This is a genomic window from Gordonia desulfuricans NBRC 100010 (assembly GCF_001485495.1).
Lineage (GTDB): Bacteria > Actinomycetota > Actinomycetes > Mycobacteriales > Mycobacteriaceae > Gordonia > Gordonia desulfuricans.
In genome coordinates, this window is record NZ_BCNF01000093.1 from 16,442 (window position 1) to 35,904 (window position 19,463).

A 19,463-nucleotide genomic window follows, 5' to 3' on the forward strand; every position below is an offset into this window, starting at 1 on the left:
AGGAGAGGTACCCGCGAATGGTGGTCCATAGTCCCGATGGCAAGCGCAGCGAGTACAGCTCCACGTTGGGACGGGTCGCGCGGTTCACTTTGACGCACAAGTCTCTGGTCATCGGGGTGTGGATAGCTGTCGGGGTGGTGTTGGCGGTGCTGTTTCCTCAGTTGGAGACGGTGGTGCGGCAGCAATCGGTAGATCCGATCCCTGCAGGGGTTCCGTCCTTTCAAGCACTTGATCAAATGGGTGGCGCTTTCGGGGAGAAGGGCGCCAAGACCACTGTCTTCGTGACCATGGAGAACCCGAATGGGTTTACCGAGGTCACGCGAGAGCGATACGACGCGTTGGTCGTACAGCTCCGTGAAAATTTTGACGATGTGCAGTCGGTTCGTGACTTGCTGTCGGATCCGATTACTGCCCGTCAGGCGTTGAGTGAGGATGGCAAGGCCTGGTATTTGCCCGTCGGGGTCTCGGGGACACTGGGCGGTCCGGCGGCGACTCATGCGGTGGAAACCGTCCGCGAGACCGCACGCCGGGTGTTTGAAGATACTGGAACCGCTATCCATGTCACCGGACCGGCAGCCACCTTCAGTGACCAGATCGTGAGTGCCGAAAGAGACCTGGTCGTGATCACTTTGGCCACAGTCGCGCTGATCGCCCTGATCTTGCTGGTGGTGTATCGATCGCTGTTCACAGCACTGGTGCCGTTGCTGGTGATTGGGGTCAGCCTTGGGGTGGGCCGCGGTGTCTTGTCCGCACTAGGCGAACTCGGAATGCCAGTGTCGCAGTTCACCGTCGCGTTCATGACGGTCATTCTGCTCGGGGCAGGGGTGGACTACTCAGTCTTTTTCGTCAGCCGCTATCACGAGCGGTTGCGCCAAGGCGCGCCTACCGCGGATGCTCTTGTATACGCTACAGCGACGATCGGACGGGTCATCTTGGCCTCGGCGGCGACGGTGGCACTGGCATTCCTGGCCATGGTGTTCGGCGAACTGAGCGTCTTTTCCACCTTGGGCCCGGCCTGCGCGATCGCGATTCTCATCGGGTTCCTCGCCACTGTCACCTTGCTGCCGCCGGTGCTGCTGCAGGCAGCCCGCTTCGGTTGGGGCAGCCCCCGGCGAGACCTCACACGCAAGTACTGGAATCGCGTGGCGGTGCTTGTCGTCCGCCGCCCAGTCCCCCTTTTTGCCATAGCGATGGTGGGGCTGATTGTGCTGAGCCTGATCGCGATGAGTATCCACATCACCTATGACGACCGCCAGGGCCAACCCGCCACGACCGACAGCAACCAGGGATACGCGATGCTTGACCGCCATTTCCCCGCAGACGTGACGGTTGCTGAGTTTCTTGTCGTGGATGCGCCGATAGACCTACGTACCGCCAGCGGACTTGCTGACCTTGAACAGATGGCTTCGCGGGTATCCCAAATTCCCGGGGTGACTCGTGTCATCGGCGTCACCCGTCCCACCGGCGACAAACTCGAACAGGCTGAGCTGTCGTGGCAGAACGGTCAGATCGGGGACCAGGTGGCGGGCGCCGTCGCAGACGGCCGGCAACGAAAAGGCGACCTCGAGCAGTTGCGCTCCGGTGCCAACCAGCTCGCCGACGGGCTGGCCCAACTCGACACCCAGCTACGCCTCAACCTGACGCCACTCGCCGATATCCTCACCCAAGCAAGCGCCGCCGGTCAACAAATCCAGCAGTATCAACCACTCCTGCGTCAGCTCGCCGCGTCCGCGCCCGCAATCGACCGCGCTTCACAGAACGCCCCACAACTTGCCGCCCTGACCCGCCAAACATCCGCGGCCCTGGCAACAGTGACCTCAATCCTGCCCATCCTCGACGCAGCACCCTGGTGCGCCCAAATCCCCCAGTGCGCAACCCTGCGCGCACAGATTCGCGACCTCAACGCCACCATAGGGAATGGACTGCTCGACCAGATCACTACCCTGTCAACACAACTCGCACAATTAGACACGCCCCTAACGACGGTTACCGACCAACTCGCCGCGACCGTCAACTCCCTCGACTCCACCCTGAGTAGCATCAACAACCAAGACCTTCCGGACAAACTTACTGAACTCCAGACTGGCGTGAGTCAGCTCGCCGCAGGATCACGACAACTCGCCGGCGGCGTGTCCGCGCTGATCGACAGCAACCTTCAGCAACTAGCCGGGATGGCCGCCCTAGCCACGCAACTGCAAACCTCCGCCCGCGAAACCGCCGGAACAGACTCCGCGACCGGCTTCTACCTGCCACCTCAAGCCAGCGCAGACCGCCGCTTTGTCGATGTCGCTCGCCAGTTCGTCTCGCCCGACGGCCATACCGTTCGCTACGCGATACAAACCAGCTTCGACCCCTATAGCACCGAAGCCATACAACTGACCAACACCATCACCGATGTTGCGAACGCCGCCAGGCCAAACACCGCCCTGGAGGACTCCCACATCGCGATCGCCGGATTCCCTGCCATTAACGCCGACCTGAAACGCTTACTCGCCGAAGACTTTCGACTCCTGGCACTGGCAACTCTCCTCATCGTCGGCCTGATCCTGATCCTTCTCCTCCGCGCGCTCATCGCACCGCTGTATCTCCTAGGAACCGTCGTCCTCAACTACACCGCGGCACTGGGCATCGGTGTCCTGATCTTCCAACACATCCTCAAGACCAATATCGCCTGGCCTGTGCCGCTATTGGCTTTCATAGTCCTCGTCGCCGTCGGCGCCGACTACAACATGCTGCTCATCTCTCGCCTACGCGAGGAATCCCAGAAAAACATACGAATCGGCGTTCTACGAACCGTTACCTACACCGGATCGGTCATTACCTCGGCCGGCCTCATCTTCGCTGCCAGCATGTTCGGCCTCATGGCTGGCTCGATCTCGATCATGACCCAAGTCGGACTGATCATCGGTGTCGGACTTCTGCTAGACACCTTCATCGTGCGCACCATCGTTGTGCCGACCATCGCGACACTACTGGGTAAAACCAGCTGGTGGCCGAACAACGAAACCGAAACGGGGACTGTCGCTGATTCGGTGTAAGTGGTTTTGATCGCCCCCGGCGTGGGGCAGGAGGAATCACGACGATGACCGACAAAAATCGGGGGCGTGGATGCCCCGGTTCCGTGACCTGGGTGTGGCCCGACGTCCCCTACTGAAACCTGACTTGGCTCAATTTAGTGTCCACCACGGATTGCGGTGAGGGCTTGTTGCAGGTCGTCGGGTAGTGGGTCTGCGGCGTTGATGGTGTGCTCGCCGACTTTGATGGTGATGGCGCGGCACTCGCCACAAGGGTGACCCTGCATGTCAACAGGATTCGCACAGCCGGGCAGTACACAGCGGGGGACTAGTTCGAGTGTCATGGCGAGCCGTTCAGTCGTCGAATTGGACCCAGGACGCGAGCGCGTCGACGAACGAGTCGGCAGGGGAGAGCCCCTGGTCGTAATCGTCGCGCCATGACCAGTCCGGCAGCTCAGCGAGCGGTTGTCCGCTGTAGTCGCAGGCGTTGGCGTTCACCTGCCGCAACCATCGGGCGAAGTCGTGGTCGTCGCCGGCGCGGTCGGCGATCCTGCTTGACGTTGACGTTCGGCGTGTTCATCTCGGCTCCTTGTCGGTCGATCTCAGAAGTGGGTGAAGGTGCGGGTCGGGGCGAGCTGGTCGAGGCCACATCCCTCGCATGTCCAGTCACCGTCGGAGTGGACGTACTCGGCGGGAACGAGCTGGCCGTGGGTTCGCATGAACGCCAGGACCTCACCGATGTTCTCGGCGTCGAAGTCGCACGGGCCGCCGCGAGCGGTCGTGATGGCGCAGTGTGTGCAGAGCTGGTAGGTGATGGCGGCAGCGATCCCCATTGGTGAGCCTCCCGTTGTGAGTGCTGGTTTCGTTCGCACTGGCCATCTCTTTGCCGGAGGGAGTAGGGGGCAAGGGTGTTTACAGCGAAAAGTCATTCGGGCCGCCAGGCCTGAAACCCGATAGGGCGAATGAGTTTTCGCGACCCTTGCGGCCTGCGAGGGTCAAGCCCCGAGTAGTGGTGTAACTCGTTTCTGATCCTTCGGGGGTCAGGCGGGTAGTTGCATCAGTGGATCGGTGGTTATCGGCTGATGAAGAGGCTAGCCGCGTGACTCATGGCAGCCGACCGGTGCTCTTCGGCGCCGTGCAAGGTGCGCTGAGCCGGAACATGATTCACGTGCAGTTTCGTCACTGGTGACGTAATCCGTTTCCCTGCACCTTAAACTGGTAACGGGACGTGTTGAAGTGGGACGAGTAGCGGGACTGAGAAGAGGCTACGGCCGCGCCAGGATCACGAGTCTGATCCCGAGCACCGAGACTGCATCGCCCCTGTCTTAGTCGGTAGATACATCCCACGGCGCCCGACGCCACTTCTCGGTGTCGCCAGTTCGTTGCAGCAAATACTCACCGAACCTCTTGTGGATCCACTTTTCAGGGTCTTCGTCGGACGGTGCGTTGTACGCATCCCGCCAAGCGAACAATTCTTCCCCGTAGGCGGGTCCCATCTCGTGGAGGGCGAAAAGGTGTTCAGCAGTTAATGACGAGGCTCAAGAAAGTTCCCCAGGTGTGCTCACTGAAATTCCCCACCCGTGGGCGGTTTCTACTGTAGCGACCTTCTGGTGGGTGCGGTGGCGGTGCGCTGGCTGTGGGTGCGGGCGTGATGGTCACGAAGCCGGTAGGAGTCGCCGTCGAGTTTGAGCACGACGGAGCGATGCAGCAGCCGGTCGAGCATGGCTGCGGCGACGGTGGTGTCACCGAGCACTTCGCCCCATTCGGCGACGGACCTGTTGGTGGTGATGACGATGGATGTTTTCAAATATCGTTGCGCCACAACCTGAAACAAGGCTGAAGCGGCTTCGGCCGGCAATGGGAGGTAGCCGAGCTCGCCGATGACGAGCAAGGTGGGTCCGGCGAAGAATCGCATGCAGGTGGCCCAACGTCCTTCGATCGCGGCTTTGTGGCAGCGTGCGGCCAGGTCGGCGGCGGTGGTCACATAGGTGCGATAGCCGGCGTGGACCGCGGCGTTCGCAAGCCCGACCGCCAGATGCGTCTTGCCCGTACCCGGCGGGCCGATGAGCAGCACGTTCGTCGACGATTCGAGGTAGGCACACGTCCCGAGTTCGCGGATCAGCGCCCGGTCCACGCCGGGCGCGGCGTCGTAGTCGAAGCCGTCCAACGTGGCCGGGGTGGGCAGGCACGCGAACCGCAACCGCCCGGCAAGCCGTCGGGCTTCGGTGGCATCGACCTCGATGCCCAGCAGGTGCTCGAGAGTCTGGGTCATCGACCACTCGTGCTCGCTGGCGGCCGCCAAGACTTGGGGCAGGGCTTCGGCTGCGGCGTCGAGTTTCAGGACGGCGAGATGTCCGCGTAGTTGCTGGTAGACCGAGATCGCTGATTGTGACTGTGACCCAACACTATTCGAAGAGTCCAGCCCAGCATTGTCGGTGTCGGTGTCGGTGTCGGTGTTGGTGTTGGTGGTCATGGGAGGTGGGTCCTGTTCTGTGCGGCGCGTTCGTACACGCTCATGTCGATGATCGATGCCTGCGGGCCGGTATCGTCGGTGTTGGTTGTGTTGTGGCGCAGTGTGTTTGCGGCGTCTCGGGCGGCCTGGCCGGGTGGGATACGTTCTTTGCGGCGATGCGGCCGACGGCTGCTGGAGGCGCCGGCTTTGGCCAGGGTCTCCAGCGCGACGACATGCCCGTGATCACGCACTTGGGCGCCCGACCCGGGCGTGGCGAGGCGGTGCCGCGCGATCACGATGCCCGAATCGGTGGCGATGTCGATGTGTCCGTCCCCGAGCCGCTCGCTCACGGTGACTTCACTCATCGCCACCTCCGGCGGCACCGAGTACTGGTTGCCGCGCCACGCCACCAGCGCCTGGCGCGATACCGTGCGCATCTCGGTGAGCGTGGCCGGATACGGAGCCGCTGGTGGGGCGCTGAGCGGTTCGCGAGCGGCCACCGTGATCACACTCGCCCGACCATCAGAGGTCGGGCGCATCCGTGCATCCGAGCGGGTGCGGCAGAAGGTGTCGCAGCTGGTTTGCGCTTGTTCGGGTGTCGTCTCGTCGGGAAGGGTGCGCCACCAGCGTTGTGCAGCAGTGTGATTGGACTTCTCCACCACACCCTTGCGATTGCCTCTGCGAGGTGGGCACACATCGACCGAGACCCCGTAATACTTGGCCACGCCAGCGAACTCGGCGGTCAACGCGCCGGTCGACGGGTGGCAAACCGTCGCCATCCGGTCAAATCGCCACGACTTGGTGACCCCGCCGAGTCGGCGGGTGATGCGGTCGATCCCGGCGATCACCTGCGGGCGAGTCATATCCGGCGCCAGGTAGCCCCGCCATTTGCCGGAATGCGCCAACGACCCGACAAGCAGGAATGCTGTTGAACCCCAACCCCATTCGTCCGGCGGGTTCGGTAACTCCACCCAATCCCATTGCGTCTCCTCACCCGGCGGATGCTCGATGACCGCGTTCGCCCGCTCCGTCACCAGGGCGCACGCCTCACATGTCGGACGCAGGCCACGTTGCCGGATCTGGCGGGTCAATGTCGGATAGGACTGGGTGTAGCCGAGGTCCTCGAGCTCGTCGCACAACGTCCGTGACCACAGATGTGGGTCCTCAACCAGACGCGCGGTGACGTAGGCCAGGAACGGCTCGAACGGGTCCGCCGCCGACTTCTTACGCTCGCCCGGGCTGCGCTCACCGTTGAGGTAGGCGCGAATGGTTTTCCTGTCGTGCCCGGTGTGGCGGGCGATCGCCGAGATCGTCCACCCCCGTTTGTGTAGTGCATGTACTTCCACATCGTTCTCCCGTGTCAACATGAAAGCGGGCCTCCCGAGATAGTTGGTGAGTGGTCAGAGACCATCAGCATCACGGGAGGCCCGCCTACTCTGGCGGTGCCACACGGGTGGGGAATTCAGATGAGCATCACTGGGGAATTTCGATGAGCGCCGTCATTAACGAGAAGTGAGGCCGACCATTAGGATCTTCCGTGACCTTCCAAGGCGCCGTACAGTCGACTGCTCTGTCTGCAGTGACCGCAAAAGTTGCAGGTGCACCCACCCGATCTGCGATACGCCACAACTTCTCAAGGTCCTGCATATGCAGACCGCGCGCACGGACTTTGCATTCCCCAACAATCCATTCACCGTTGCCAAGTACAGCAAGAACATCAATCTCAGAAGACGGATTCTGCGAACCCGCTTCGAACAATTCGACGCCAGGGTAGACACCAAACAACGATCCATCGCGCCGCCCGAGCACCTGAGCAAGTTGACGCATCGCCAGCAGCGCTGGAAGTGCGTCAGACTGATTTGCTCGGAGAAGTGTCTCGCTAGCCCGATACTGATGGTCGATCTTCATCGCATCGAAAGGGTCTGCGATTTCCCGCCCACAGCCGTGACAGATCAGAACAGGCACTGTGTCCTTGAGTGTTCGCCACTGCGTGTGGTTGCAGCTAGGGCAAATGGCCTCAATACCGCGCAAGAGAACCCTATGCGCCAGCGCCCAGCCAATCCACGCTGACGTTTCGTTCTTCGAGAGTCGAAGGTAGCCCCTTATTCGGTTGAAATTCATATAGGTAGTCTCGTCGAGTTCTGGTGACCCAATTGCCTCATCAAGTCGAGAAGACAAGGCATCGTACTTGTCCGCCGCGGTCAGCTCGTCTGACCCCGCCAGGAATTGATCTAGCCGGCGTTTGACCAAACTCGAGTGACCTCGCCGCGTGAGGTTCGACATCAGTTCGATTACACCCGGGGATGCCAGCATTGAAAGGTCCCCGGAGGTCGCTCGAACTAGATGCTCGCCCGCAACGCCAGGTTCACTGAGTCGGACTGTGAGTGAACGGTCTGCTGCGAGAGCTCGCAGAACCTCCAACCCGCTCGGAACGCAGATCTGAGAGAACCCATTGAGGCGACCTACCGTAGAGAGCTGGCCGTGGAGATAGCCAGTTTCCCCGTACCTGCCTCTCCGCATCGTGGCACTCGGAGGCAGTCTGTGCCTAGAGATGATCGTCGTACTTCTGAGCCACGTTGCATTGCTCGACCCTAAGTAATGTTGGCCTAGGACCTCGATATCAGTCGGCGTGAAGGATGCGATGGCTGCTTCGCCGGCTTCGAACTGCGCGATATCAGTTGATGTCACGCAGTAGCCAAATATCGGTCCAATCAGCTTTTTCGAATCAACGACCCGCAAGGTCGTGGCCTCAGCGAGGTCTTGCAGCCGGTCCATTGGAACACTCAGCGATGTTAGTGCGATATCATTGGCAAATCCGAAATGGTGATGAACATTGAACTCATGCTCTAGGTAAACCAAGTCACCAAGCACACTATTTGTCAGAGGAATAGCGAGTGGGAGCTTTTTGGGGTGGGCGAAACGTGCCCGCAGATTCCATAGCAGAGCTAAGTCCGAAATACTTCCTGGTTCGTAAACAACAATTATGTTTGGACCAAACGATGAACGTTCCGGCGATTCCCCCCAAGTGAACCGTGAGTTTGCTGGGAGCCCCTTGTTGAATCCCGCCACCATTCCAGATGGAAGGCGTTCTCGAGTCAACGAGACAGCGGAGGTAGCTGTCGGATCAGTTGTACGAGCGACGAGATCCTGAATCGATGGGTCGTCGACACCCTCGATCGTCAGAATGTCCTCGAACTTCAGGTCGATCCTCAGGTTGTTGTATCGGTTACGGTCTCGATCAGGAGCTTCGGGAAGACTTCCCAGAACCCCTAAGTAGGCGATGTACCACGGGTCGTCCTTGGACAGGCCTCGCGCCGTTAGCACTCGACGTCTCGACAGCTCTGCCACCTCTATAAGCTGAAGGAGTAGTGATTGAGTTGATCCTGAACCGAGGCCAGACAAGTCATCCGCCATTGAACGGCTGAGGATCGAACGTCCGTCTATACCGTCAATGTTGCTTGCGACCAGCATCCTCCGACATGGTGGAGGCAGCGTCGAAGAAGGTCGAACGCGCACAGTTAAGCCTGGATGTCACCGGCGACATCAAGGTGACGCTCGACCACTTCTACGGAATCGAGATCGAGGAATGGCCAGCGCGTATCGCGGAAACCGCCTTGCTGCTCGTCGACCATCTCGCCAACCAGCAGATGGCCGTCGAGTTCGGCATAGCCCCGGACCGACTCCCGATTGTCATCGCACCGACCATCAAGAACGCCAACGCCCTCCATACCGACTGGGCGTCTCTGGTTCCGGTGTCCGACGACGTAGTCATCCTGGGAAACCCTCCCTTCATCGGCCAGTACACCAAAACAGCGCAGCAAACCACCGACACCAAGACCATCTGGGGTTCCCGCTACAACGGTTACCTCGACTACGTCACCTGTTGGTATGCGAAGGCCATCGACTACTACGGCAAGCACGCTGGCAGGTGGGCTTTTGTGTCCACCAACTCGATCTGCCAAGGCGAACCAGTGGAGTTTCTGTGGCGGCCGATTCTCAACGCCGGGTGGAGATGTCGCTTCGCTCACCGCTCCTTCCAGTGGGTCACCGAAGCCCCTGCCGGGGCAGCCGTCCATGTGTCCATCATTGGCTTCGACAAGCTCACGAGCCCGAAGCCGATACTGTGGACGTACCCGGAGGGCGGCAAGGGCGAAGGCAACCCTCGCCAGGTACCCAACATCAATCCCTACCTCGTCGATGCACCAAATATTCTCGTCAGCAACCGGACGAGGCCGATCAGCCCTGTCATGCCGGTAGTGACAAAAGGGAATCAGCCTACGGATGGCGGGAATCTGCTGATTGCTCCAGCCGAACTTGACTCAGTCGCAGCCGATGCCATCGCTGCCAAGTACATACGTCGATTCGTCGGAGCTCGCGAACTCATCCATGACTTGCCCAGATGGTGTCTGTGGCTTGACGGCGCGCGTAAAGCGGACCTGTCTAACAGCTCTGTTCTCCGAGATCGGATCGCGGCTGTGAAGGCAATGCGTGAGGAAAGTTCGAAAGCTGCAACCGTAAAGAAGGCCGCAACGCCTCACTTGTTCGACGAACGACGTCACCCCGATACCGACTATCTTGCGATTCCTCGCCACGTCGGAGAGTCCCGCCGCTACTTCACTGCGCGGCGCTTCTCGACCGACGTGATCTGCGGTGACGCGAACTTCCTGGCACCGGACAGCGATGGATTCCTGCTCGGCATCCTGTCGTCGTCGATGTTCATCGCCTGGATGCGAGCGATCGGTGGACGCATCAAGTCAGATCTACGATTCTCGAACACGTTCACCTACAACACGTTCCCCATGCCCGAGGTAACCGACCGGCAGCGGAAGGCCATCACCCAGGCCGCAGGCGGGACTATTGCTGCCCGTGAGGCTCATCCCGGTATGTCCTTGGCAAAGTTGTACGACCCGGTTGCTATGCCCGATGACCTCATCGCGGCGCACGACGCGGTCGACGAGGCGATCGACAAGCTTTTTGGCCGAGGCGATCTGTCCACGGAATCAGGCCGCCAGAAGATGCTTTTCAAGCGCTACGCGGCGATCACGGGACAGGACTCTCTCTGCTGATCTGAAGCATCAGTCACCGCGAGGTGTCATCGTCCAAGGCTGGTGCGCTCTCGAGAACGCCTTACGGTCGTGGCGAAGAGGCTCGGCGCGGAAACCGACGCGGACCTGGCTGGCGCATCTTAAGTGCCTGATCGCCCCGAATATCCAGGAGCTACCGTCGGACTTTAGCTCGGTATGCCCGGCTGGTGGTGCGATTCACTAGACGCGGTTCTGCTCGAATCGATTATGCAGCAGACGAATATGCAGCGATACCAGCAGAGGTTCAATATCGGATCTTCCACGCCTGGGCATATCGGCCTTCAAGAGTATTTGTGTACATGCTCTGCACTGCGCTACCCAGTAACTGAGCAGTGTCGGCAACAGAACGGGCGGAGATGGTGCGGCTTCGATCCGAGGTCGCCGAGAAAGGCGCCGGACATAACATCTCTGACAGGAGTATCGGCATACTTTGCTGCGCAACAACTTCGGTGAGCAAGTTCGAGCTCATCGCCGCGGAGGGCGCCAACCACGACCCCACACGGCTGACCGAACTGCTCGCCGGTGTCCCGATCAGGGTTCTCTGCGCGGGCGGCCGGACGACGAAGCCCGAGGTTGTCGGCGCGTACGCAGCGGCGCCGGGATCTGAAAGTGAAGATCCTGGCGCACTGGAAGGCCTCCCGGCGTACCTACGGTTCGCCGCGGATCACCCAGCTGCTGTTTCGACTCGTCGCCGGCGGTTACGAACGCCGCTCCCTGGCTATCGCCTCCCACTGGCCCTTCGAGCAATGGGGACGGTTCCTACCCGAACACACCACCGCGGTCAGCATCCTCGACCGTCTATGACGGCGATTCATACCGCATGACCCACCGAACGGAGGCGCCCCACCACTGACCAAACCCGCACAAGGCGGGGACTTCTACTTGGCCACCAGCGGGGACATCAAACTGGCCGTTGACACGACGTCACCCGAACCCCTGTCGGACGGCATTAGCGAGTTCCGTGGACGTCGTATCGCCCGACCGCCCACATCACCATCGTCAGACCACCAGTCCCCTTCTCGGTAGACCACCCCAATATGGGTCTCCCGCGCGTCGCGTCGGAGTGGTCTCCGGACGATCACCCTCGGCCGTCATGCCCCGAAACGCACTTCCCAAACCGGAGGTTCCAGCTCCGCCGCCGTCAGAGCTCAACGGTGAGCTCGGGCAGTTCCCGATGGCAGATGTCACGCGCTTCGGCGGCGTCGACACCGAGCATGATCAGCGCGCGTTCTGCGAAGAGGTCGGCCGTCGGGCCGGCCGATACATCTCGGGACTCCAGCATTTGAAGAAGACCGAGAAGTAGTCCTCCGACCATCATCACGCCCGCTTCGGGATCGGTCACAGTGAATCGACCGGAGGCAATTCCGCGCTCGATGTCTTCCACGGCACCTGGCCGCAGGCCTCGGTCGGTCAGGAGAACCTGTGCGCCGGAGTTGAGGACCAGCTGAGCCATCGTGGGGTGCGCATGCTGGAGACGGCCTGCAAGTCGGAAGCTGCGGCCGAAGATCTCGGCCGGGTCGGTCAGCCCGGCGGTTGCCTGCTCGCGAAGCGCGGACCACCCGTCCAGTGCTTCTGCCACTGCAGCAGCGAAGAGCTCCTCTTTGGTCGAGAAGTGGTTGTAGAACGTGCCGAAGCCGACGTCTGCGGCATCGGTGATCTCTTGGATACTCACGGTCGTTCGCCCGCTCGACAGCAGGTCCGTTGCTGCGGAGATGAGGGCAGCGCGTGTGCGCGCCTTTCGCCTGTCGCCGCGGCTGGAAGGTTCTGCCTTCGCGGTCATCGTTGCCTTTCATGACACTTCATCAGAACCTGTCGGTGCATCTCACCTCCGACCTGGGGCAGGCGGCCGCGGTGGTGGGTGCGATCCTCGGGCTGCGGACGGTGGCCCAGCAGGGGATGTTCTTTGTCGGCGGCACCATCGCCGACCGGATCGGCACCCGGCGGACGGTGCTGGTGGGCTGCGCGGTCCGCGTGTCCGGACTCGTGTGCCTCGGGATCAGTACCTCCGTCCTCGGCGCCGCAATCGGTGCAGTGCTCACCGGGTTCGCCGGCGCACTCTTCTCCCCCGCCGTGGAGGCCGAACTCGCCCGCAGCTCAGACACCGCCGACGCCTCCCACGCGCGGATCGACGCCTTCGCGCTGTTCAACGCGTTCGGCCAGATCGGCGCGTTCACCGGACCGCTTCTCGGCGCCCTGCTGCTCAACGTCGACTTCCGCACCGTGGCGTTCACCGGCGCCGCGGTGTTCGTGCTGATCGGCGCCGCACAGTGGCGATGGATGCCCGCGCACCGTCCGCCCCCGACACGCGGCTCGGTCCTGTCCGGATGGCGCGACATCGCGAGAAACCGTGTGTTCCTGAGTTTCTCCCTGGCGGTCGGCGTCTCGCTGGTCGCCTACAACCAGCTGTACCTGCTCGTGCCCATCGAACTCGACCGCGGTTGGGGCGACCAGGAACCCCTCGGTGTCCTGCTCGCCGCCTCGTCGCTGGTCGTGGTGATCGCGCAGATGCGGGTCACGGCCTGGGCCCGTCGACGATCTCCCACACGCGCGATGACGCTCGGCCTCGGCACCGTCGCCCTGGGGCTGGTCGCCATCGGCACCGCAGCTGCCGTCGGCTCCCGGGCGGCCACACTCGTCGGTGCACTGCTGTTCGTGCTGCTGCTCGCGACGGGGCAGATGATCACCGGTCCGACGGCGCGAGCGGCGATTCCCGGCTTCGCACGCGAGCAGCATCTCGGCTCCTATTACGGCGTGTACGCGTCCATCGGCGGAATCCTCGTACTGCCCGCGTCGGCTGCGGTGGGTGCCGTGGTCGACACCGTGCCCGACACCGCCCTGGGACGGGCCGCGCCCTGGGGTCTGCTGGCCGGGCTCGTGCTCGTCGCCGCGGCGTCACTGGGACCGATCATGCGACGGCAGGACCGACGCGGACAGACCGCCGCCCGCGCCTGACCCCGACCCGGAACCCGACCGGGTGCCTCACACCGTCACGCCGGCGCGATCTGGTGCTGGGGCCAGAACACGTCGGCGAGCAACGTGGGCTGGACCGACTGCTCCGGCGAGGCCGACCAGCACACTCACCGCAGATGGTTTCGAACACTCGGTATGCATGCCATGATCGGATTCATGGCTCAGGACTGGTTGTCGGTGACGGTGGAGCTGCTCGGGGGCCCTCGCGAGGATGTGTGGCCACGCCCGGCGAGAGTGCTCGCCGTCAGCCCATCACACACATTCGCAGAACTGGCGACCGCCATCAGCGTCGGCTTCGGAAGGTGGTCCACGCCGCAGCCCGGTGGCTTCACGCTGCCCGACGGGCGGACCCAGGATGTCGACGACTCCGCCGTCGCCGAGCTGCTCTCGCGCGGCGCGGTCTTTCGTTTCGTCGACTCCGCCGGGGGCTGGACGCACGCGTGCACCATCGCGGACCTACCGATCGATCCTCGCGATGTGCTCGGCGGCGAACCGGATACTCCGACCCCCTATCAGGGATGGGGCACGATCCCCGACCCCTTCGGTCGCAGGTGGCTGGACTACGAGGAAACCATCGAGATGCCACCCCGGCCCGCCGGCACGCACCCGATGTTCAGTCCGGACTGGCCGGCTGTGGACACCTCCGATCCGGTCGATCACCGCGAGGTCCGGGGAGCGGTGTACATGAAAGACATCGACCGGTTTCTCGCCGCCGTGCTCGGCCGCGACGTGACCCCGGCGCTGCAGCACGTGGGGTCGGGGGTCGTCTTGGCATTGCGGGCGGGACGAGACGCGGCCGAACCGATCGCCCGCGCGGTCATCGACGGGCTGACTGACCGCGAGGGCCCCGGTGACGCGATCCTCGCCGAGGATCTGCAAGCACTCCTGCGTGGCGAACCACTCCCCGGGAAGGTGGTGCCGGTCCAGCTCGACGAACTCGAATACACACTCCACAGCAACAGCAGGGAGTGGACTTACGGATTCATCGACCTCCATACCGGCGCGGTGCGTGACGGCGGTGCCACCGACCCGGGAATGGTCGGCGAAGATGCCGCGATCGATGTCGACGAGGACATCGACCGCTGGTTGATGTTCGACAAGGTGTCCTCGCGTGAGGGCTGGAAAGACATGGCCGCCTTCGCCGAGCAACAGCGTGACGCGGACGTGCGCCAACGCATGGAACATGCACTCGAGGGCCGCGGCGCATTCCGCAGATTCAGGGACCTTGTCTCCGACGAAGGGCTGCTCGACGAATGGCGTACCTTCTCCGACGAGCGCAAGATCGGACACGCCCGGGAGTTTCTCGCCTACAAGGGAATCCGAGTCGGCTGACGCGGGCACCGACAGGCGCCCGCCGCCGCCTCTTGACACACCGAACTCCGCGGGGATTCACTGAAAAAGCTCGTGCTCGTCCACTCGACCTCGATGAGGCGCCCCATGCGACACATGGCCTCCCCGGAACCGGCTCGTCGACCACGACTGCGAGAACCGCGGCGACGGCGCTCCGCCGGTGTGGTCGTGATGGTCGTCGCGCTGGTGGGGCTGACGCTGTCGACGTCGGCGACAGCGGTGGCCGCCCCCAGCGGATCGGCGACCGGATTCGCCCAACCGTTCGCGGGTGCACCTGCTTTCGAGGCTGTGGCGCCACCGGAGATGACAAGCCCAGCACAGCTGAACCAGCCACTCGGCCAGGCTGCGACCGAGCGGATCGCCGCAGCGATCGGACTCTCACCCCAAGATGCCCTGTCCGAACAGCAGTATCGGGCACTGCTCAGCGGGGGCGGCGTGGGCGGTGATCGCGATGCCGCGAAGACCATCGACGCCTGCCTGATCATCCTCACCAACACCGTCGGCCGGCCGATGTACGGCGGCTCGGTACTCGGCAGCTACGGCCTCTACGTCGACAGCCACGGTATGTTGCAGAGTCCGGCCAACGCGAGTGCGCCGACCCGACAGGTCAACACGCTGCTCGCACCGGGCGCCTACATCGGCACATGGATGCGCAACAACGGTGCGACGCACAGCCTGCTGGCGCTGTACCGCTCGGCCTATTCCGTTCAGGCTCCCTTCGGCTTTGCCTCACAGCAGATCTCAGGAACCGCACAATTGGTCACCAACACCCGGGGCGGGATCACGACGACGGTCGGGATGTCGATGGCACCACCGCTGTGGGTGGTGAACTTCGCCCTCATCTACATCGTGAAGCCGACGCTCGCCGCCACGATGCCCGCCTACTGGGCGCCGATCCCCCAGACGGTGGTGAACGCGATCGAGGCCAGCCCTTCCGGCCAGGTTCCCTACCATCAGTTCGCCTCGTACTTCGACTGAGATCAACTGCGTTTCAAGCCAATCACCGCACAACGACCGACCATCTCGCGGTGGGCGGGACGTGACCGTCCCAGTGCCGACGCTTGCGTGAACACCGATCGCATGCCATTCTTGGCAACCGTGATGACATTCCCCATCGGAAAGGCGCACTCCGCCACCATCAGGTGACCGCGGTGCGCACACGAGCGACCTCAGGTCGCCAACCCCTCATCGAATCCACCGAGCATCGTGTCGATCAGGCATGGCAGCTCTGCACGTTGCGTGACGGCTGGCTCGCGCACGGGTTACAGACCGCATCGTCCGACCGGGCAAACGCCGAAGATGCGGTGGCCGAACTCTATCGGCGTATCGGGCAGGCTCCCCCGGCCTTCCTCTGGGCGGACTCGCCCGCCGCCGCCCACGCCATCATCGACGCAGAGAACCACCGGTACTCGGACTCGACCGCGGACCTCGTCGACGAGGCGTCCGGTCGGATCGCCGACCTGTTCCGGACGTCACGAAACCGCCTGCACCGCCGGAGTCGTCGGCCGCATCCCACGTCGTTCGCCCAGACCTGGAGACACTTCCAACCGCCACCCGAGGCCGCGGCCGACGGCGTCGAGCTCTCCGAACTCGTCTGGCAGACGATGTGGAACTCGTTACGTACCAGCATGGTCGACGGTGTGGTGGCCGCGATCCGCGCACAGCTGCTGCCGCTGCCCACCGTGATCACCTGGTTCGGCCAGCAGGACGCCTACCGGGTCGGCACCGACGACGCATTCATCCAACTCGGGTTGACCCGGTGCGGAGCCGACGACGCCGCCCTCCTCGACATCCGGTCGAGATTGGTGCAGTCGACCGGATGGTGGTGGGCCTTCGACGGTCTCTGTGTTCTGGCCGAACGCCCCGTTGAACTGTTCACCGAGCCGATCCCCGGCGCTGTCCATCACGAACGACGACTCCACCACGACCACCGTCCGGCGATAGAATTCGCCGACGGCACAAGTACTTTCGTACTAAACGGCACTGTCGTCCCCGAATGGGTGATCGATGATCCCACCGTCGCACGCATCGATGCCGAACGTAACGTGGAGATCCGTCGATGTGCCATCGAACGCCTCGGATGGGACCAGTACCTCGACGCCGCAGGACTCGACCCCGTCGACCGCGCCGACGACCCCGGCAACCCGGGCTGTGTGCTCGAGTTGTACAGCTCCCCGTCACAGTGGCGTACCAGCAAGCGAATCCTGTTGACCACCAACGGCTCGACAGAGCGGGATGGCACTCGCCGGCGGTACGCCATCGGTGTCCCCGGATTCGACTCCGCGCTCGAGGCCGCCGGCTGGACCTATGGTCTCACCGGCGCCGACTACGCCCGGCTCGGACGGCGCACATGAGCCATGCCGATCCCGTTGCCACCACATCCCGTCCAGCCCTACGACACCACAGGTGATCCCATGTCCTCAGTGATGACCCTCGACCGACTCACGACCCTTTCGGGTCTCTCCGTGCTCGACCATCTCGACCGGTCGGTGTCGATCCCGATCCTCGACGGACCACAGGCACAGGGCGATCTCATCGTCCTCCCCCGTGATCTCACACCCGATGTCCATTGCCATGCCCAGTACTTCACCCGCCCTGTTCCGACCACCGGACTGGAACTTCTCCGCAGCACCGGCGGGGGCAACCCGCACACCCTGGTCGCCGAGGGCCCCGGATGCAGGTGGGGACGATTTGTCATCGATCCCACCCGACTCGCACTCGGGATCGTCGAGACCACCACGGTGGCGTATCTGATCCACCCCGAGCACGGTGCCACCGGCATCGCGCCGGGAAGCTATGTCATCCGGCGCCAGCGTGAGCACGGCGTGGGCGGTCCCCGGTTCGGTACGACGCAGTTCGTCGTCGACTAGAGCCTGTCTCCTCAGTGCTGTAGCCAGTCGAGGATGGGGTTGAGGCCGCCGTCTCCACTGTGCTGGACCTCGTACGACAGGCACGACCGATCGTCGTCACCACGCCGGGCGACGCACGGTTGCCGGTCAGTCCAGGCAGAACTCGTTGCCTTCGGGGTCGGCCATCACGATGTGGCCGCCCTCGAGGGGCGGCGCGGGTTCGATGCGGGTGAGCCGGGTGGCGCCGAGCCCCACGAGCCGCTCGCCCTCGACCTCGAGTGCGTTCATCCGCGCATCGCCCTGCAATCCCGGCGCGGCACGAACGTCGAGATGCAGACGGTTCTTGACCGACTTGCCTTCGGGGACCTTCTGGAAGAACAACTTCGGCCCGCGACCCGCCGGGTCGATGATCCCCGAGGCATCGTTACGACGGGCCTCGGGAACGCCGAAGGCGACCAACGCCGCCTCCCACGTGTCGAACCCCGGGGGCGGATCGAGGAGTCGGTATCCGAGCACCTGAGCCCAGAACTCCGACAGTCCAGCCGGATCGGCACAGTCGATGGTCACCTGGAATTCCGCTGCCATGACAAAGGTCCTTTCGTGGTCGGCGAGTACCCACAGGATGCACCCGATCGCGGACAGGCAGGGTCCGCAATCACCGTGCCGGGACCAGCATCGGGACCACGCGCACGTAGATCACCATCCCGATCACCTCCACGAGTGTCTGGGTGACCACGACCGCCGCGGCGAGTTCGAAGCCGGCCGGCAGAGCAAGCGCCAGCGGCAGCACGACCAGCGAGTTCCGGGTCGCCCCGGAGAACACCACCGACCGCCGGGCAGGCACATCCAGGGCGAAAAGCCGACCCACGAGCAGCCCGACGATCGGCATCACGACGAGGAACACCACGTAGATCGGAACCACCCGGAACACCGAGCCGAACCCGTCGTCGATGGCGGGCACCTGCGAGGCGACCACGAGCCCCAACACCGCCATCATCAACGGCACCATGGCCACCGAGACCACACCCGAGAACTGTTCACCAGATCGGTGTCTCGACGACCACCACTGGGTGAGCCACGCCAACGCCAGAGGAATGACGATGAGCTTGACGAAGGCCGAGATGAACGGCTGCACATCGACGACGTCGGCAAGATCGGAGCCGAGGAAGACGAACAGGAACACGGGAAGCGTCAGGAACTGCAGCAGGAGCAGAACCGGCGTCGCCGCGAGCAGGCGGCGACTGTCCCCACCGGCAAGACCGGAGAACACGATCACGTAATCCACACACGGACACAGCAATACGAGCAAGATCCCGATTTGCACCGCCTGATCGGCCGGCGCAAAGAGAAAGAGGACGGCGACCACGACAGGTACTGCGACGAAGTTCACCAGGACCACCGAGCCGAGAAACCGGACGTCCCTCACAGCGCGGAGCAATGCCGACGCCGGAACCTGGAGGAACGTGACGTACAGCAAGGCACCGAGCACCGGATCGATTCCGCGCGCAAGCCCCGGGCCGGCGCCCGGGGCACTCAGTCCGACGAGCAGGCCCACCACGATGGCCACCAGGTACAGGACGACCTGATGACGTTCGAGACGGTCGGCTACCGCATTCATCATGGTGGGAGTCAATCACACGGCAGGAAGCCGGCCGAGACGGCGACGGCTCCTGACCTCGCGTCGGGTCACGCTGGAGGTGACCCGGTTGCGATTCGAGGTCGGGCGGCGGAGATTTCGACACGT

15 protein-coding genes and 1 pseudogene are annotated in these 19,463 nt (G+C 63.2%); 8 read left to right on the forward strand and 8 right to left on the reverse strand.

Translation table 11 applies throughout. The annotated features are described in order from the left end of the window. The first annotated feature begins 17 nt into the window (after positions 1-17). Positions 18-3,038, forward strand: coding sequence for an MMPL/RND family transporter (locus GD1_RS15515; RefSeq protein ID WP_059038047.1), 3,021 nt, complete (start codon positions 18-20; stop codon positions 3,036-3,038). Positions 3,039-3,368: 330 nt separating this feature from the next. On the opposite strand, the gene GD1_RS24780 is transcribed toward GD1_RS15515, so the two are convergent. The 5 genes from GD1_RS24780 to GD1_RS24785 form a co-directional block, all read right to left on the reverse strand. Then, the gene (locus GD1_RS24780) at positions 3,369-3,512 is read right to left on the reverse strand and encodes a hypothetical protein (protein WP_157079503.1); all 144 of its coding nucleotides are present in this window, start codon (positions 3,510-3,512) and stop codon (positions 3,369-3,371) included. Positions 3,513-3,616: 104 nt separating this feature from the next. Beyond that, complete coding sequence (locus GD1_RS15520) at positions 3,617-3,847, reverse strand: hypothetical protein (protein ID WP_059038050.1); 231 nt, start codon at positions 3,845-3,847, stop codon at positions 3,617-3,619. Between the two features lie 758 nt (positions 3,848-4,605). After that, positions 4,606-5,487, reverse strand: coding sequence for an IS21-like element helper ATPase IstB (gene istB / locus GD1_RS15525; RefSeq protein ID WP_238403901.1), 882 nt, complete (start codon positions 5,485-5,487; stop codon positions 4,606-4,608). Next, the gene (locus tag GD1_RS15530) at positions 5,484-6,833 is read right to left on the reverse strand and encodes a Mu transposase domain-containing protein (protein WP_005202509.1); all 1,350 of its coding nucleotides are present in this window, start codon (positions 6,831-6,833) and stop codon (positions 5,484-5,486) included. Before GD1_RS15530 ends, istB begins: the two co-directional genes overlap by 4 nt. A gap of 106 nt (positions 6,834-6,939) precedes the next feature. After that, positions 6,940-8,937, reverse strand: a complete 1,998-nt coding sequence (locus tag GD1_RS24785) for a hypothetical protein (RefSeq protein WP_157079504.1) — start codon at positions 8,935-8,937, stop codon at positions 6,940-6,942. Between the two features lie 8 nt (positions 8,938-8,945). Here GD1_RS24785 and GD1_RS15535 point away from each other — a divergent pair, with 8 nt between their 5' ends. Both GD1_RS15535 and GD1_RS24790 read left to right on the forward strand, forming a co-directional pair. Then, the gene (locus tag GD1_RS15535) at positions 8,946-10,532 is read left to right on the forward strand and encodes a type IIL restriction-modification enzyme MmeI (RefSeq protein WP_059038052.1); all 1,587 of its coding nucleotides are present in this window, start codon (positions 8,946-8,948) and stop codon (positions 10,530-10,532) included. 684 nt (positions 10,533-11,216) lie between these two features. Next, positions 11,217-11,403 (forward strand): annotated as a pseudogene (locus tag GD1_RS24790) (ATP-binding protein); the annotation flags it as partial. 288 nt (positions 11,404-11,691) lie between these two features. Here the strand turns inward: GD1_RS24790 and GD1_RS15545 are convergent. After that, entirely contained in the window at positions 11,692-12,330 is a 639-nt protein-coding gene (locus GD1_RS15545; protein WP_059038056.1) for a TetR/AcrR family transcriptional regulator, read from the reverse strand. Between the two features lie 11 nt (positions 12,331-12,341). On the opposite strand from GD1_RS15545, the gene GD1_RS15550 reads away from it, so the two are divergent. The 5 genes from GD1_RS15550 to GD1_RS15570 all read left to right on the forward strand — a co-directional run bounded on the left by GD1_RS15550 (position 12,342) and on the right by GD1_RS15570 (position 17,740). Next, positions 12,342-13,502: an MFS transporter gene (locus tag GD1_RS15550; RefSeq protein ID WP_059038058.1), complete on the forward strand. Its 1,161-nt coding sequence runs from the start codon at positions 12,342-12,344 to the stop codon at positions 13,500-13,502. A 174-nt stretch (positions 13,503-13,676) separates the two neighbouring features. Further along, complete coding sequence (locus GD1_RS15555; RefSeq protein ID WP_059038073.1) at positions 13,677-14,852, forward strand: UPF0158 family protein; 1,176 nt, start codon at positions 13,677-13,679, stop codon at positions 14,850-14,852. A gap of 189 nt (positions 14,853-15,041) precedes the next feature. After that, the gene (locus tag GD1_RS15560) at positions 15,042-15,848 is read left to right on the forward strand and encodes a hypothetical protein (protein ID WP_238403904.1); all 807 of its coding nucleotides are present in this window, start codon (positions 15,042-15,044) and stop codon (positions 15,846-15,848) included. A gap of 173 nt (positions 15,849-16,021) precedes the next feature. After that, positions 16,022-17,224: a DUF6745 domain-containing protein gene (locus GD1_RS15565; RefSeq protein WP_202927142.1), complete on the forward strand. Its 1,203-nt coding sequence runs from the start codon at positions 16,022-16,024 to the stop codon at positions 17,222-17,224. Between the two features lie 60 nt (positions 17,225-17,284). Continuing rightward, the gene (locus tag GD1_RS15570) at positions 17,285-17,740 is read left to right on the forward strand and encodes a DUF8820 family protein (RefSeq protein WP_059038075.1); all 456 of its coding nucleotides are present in this window, start codon (positions 17,285-17,287) and stop codon (positions 17,738-17,740) included. A gap of 126 nt (positions 17,741-17,866) precedes the next feature. On the opposite strand, the gene GD1_RS15575 is transcribed toward GD1_RS15570, so the two are convergent. Further along, a complete protein-coding gene (locus GD1_RS15575) occupies positions 17,867-18,304 on the reverse strand; it encodes a VOC family protein (protein ID WP_059038064.1) in 438 nt (145 codons plus the stop codon). A gap of 70 nt (positions 18,305-18,374) precedes the next feature. After that, positions 18,375-19,337 carry an arsenic resistance protein gene (locus GD1_RS15580; RefSeq protein WP_059038077.1) on the reverse strand — a complete coding sequence of 321 codons (963 nt, stop codon included), beginning with the start codon at positions 19,335-19,337 and terminating at the stop codon, positions 18,375-18,377. Positions 19,338-19,463 lie beyond the last annotated feature (126 nt).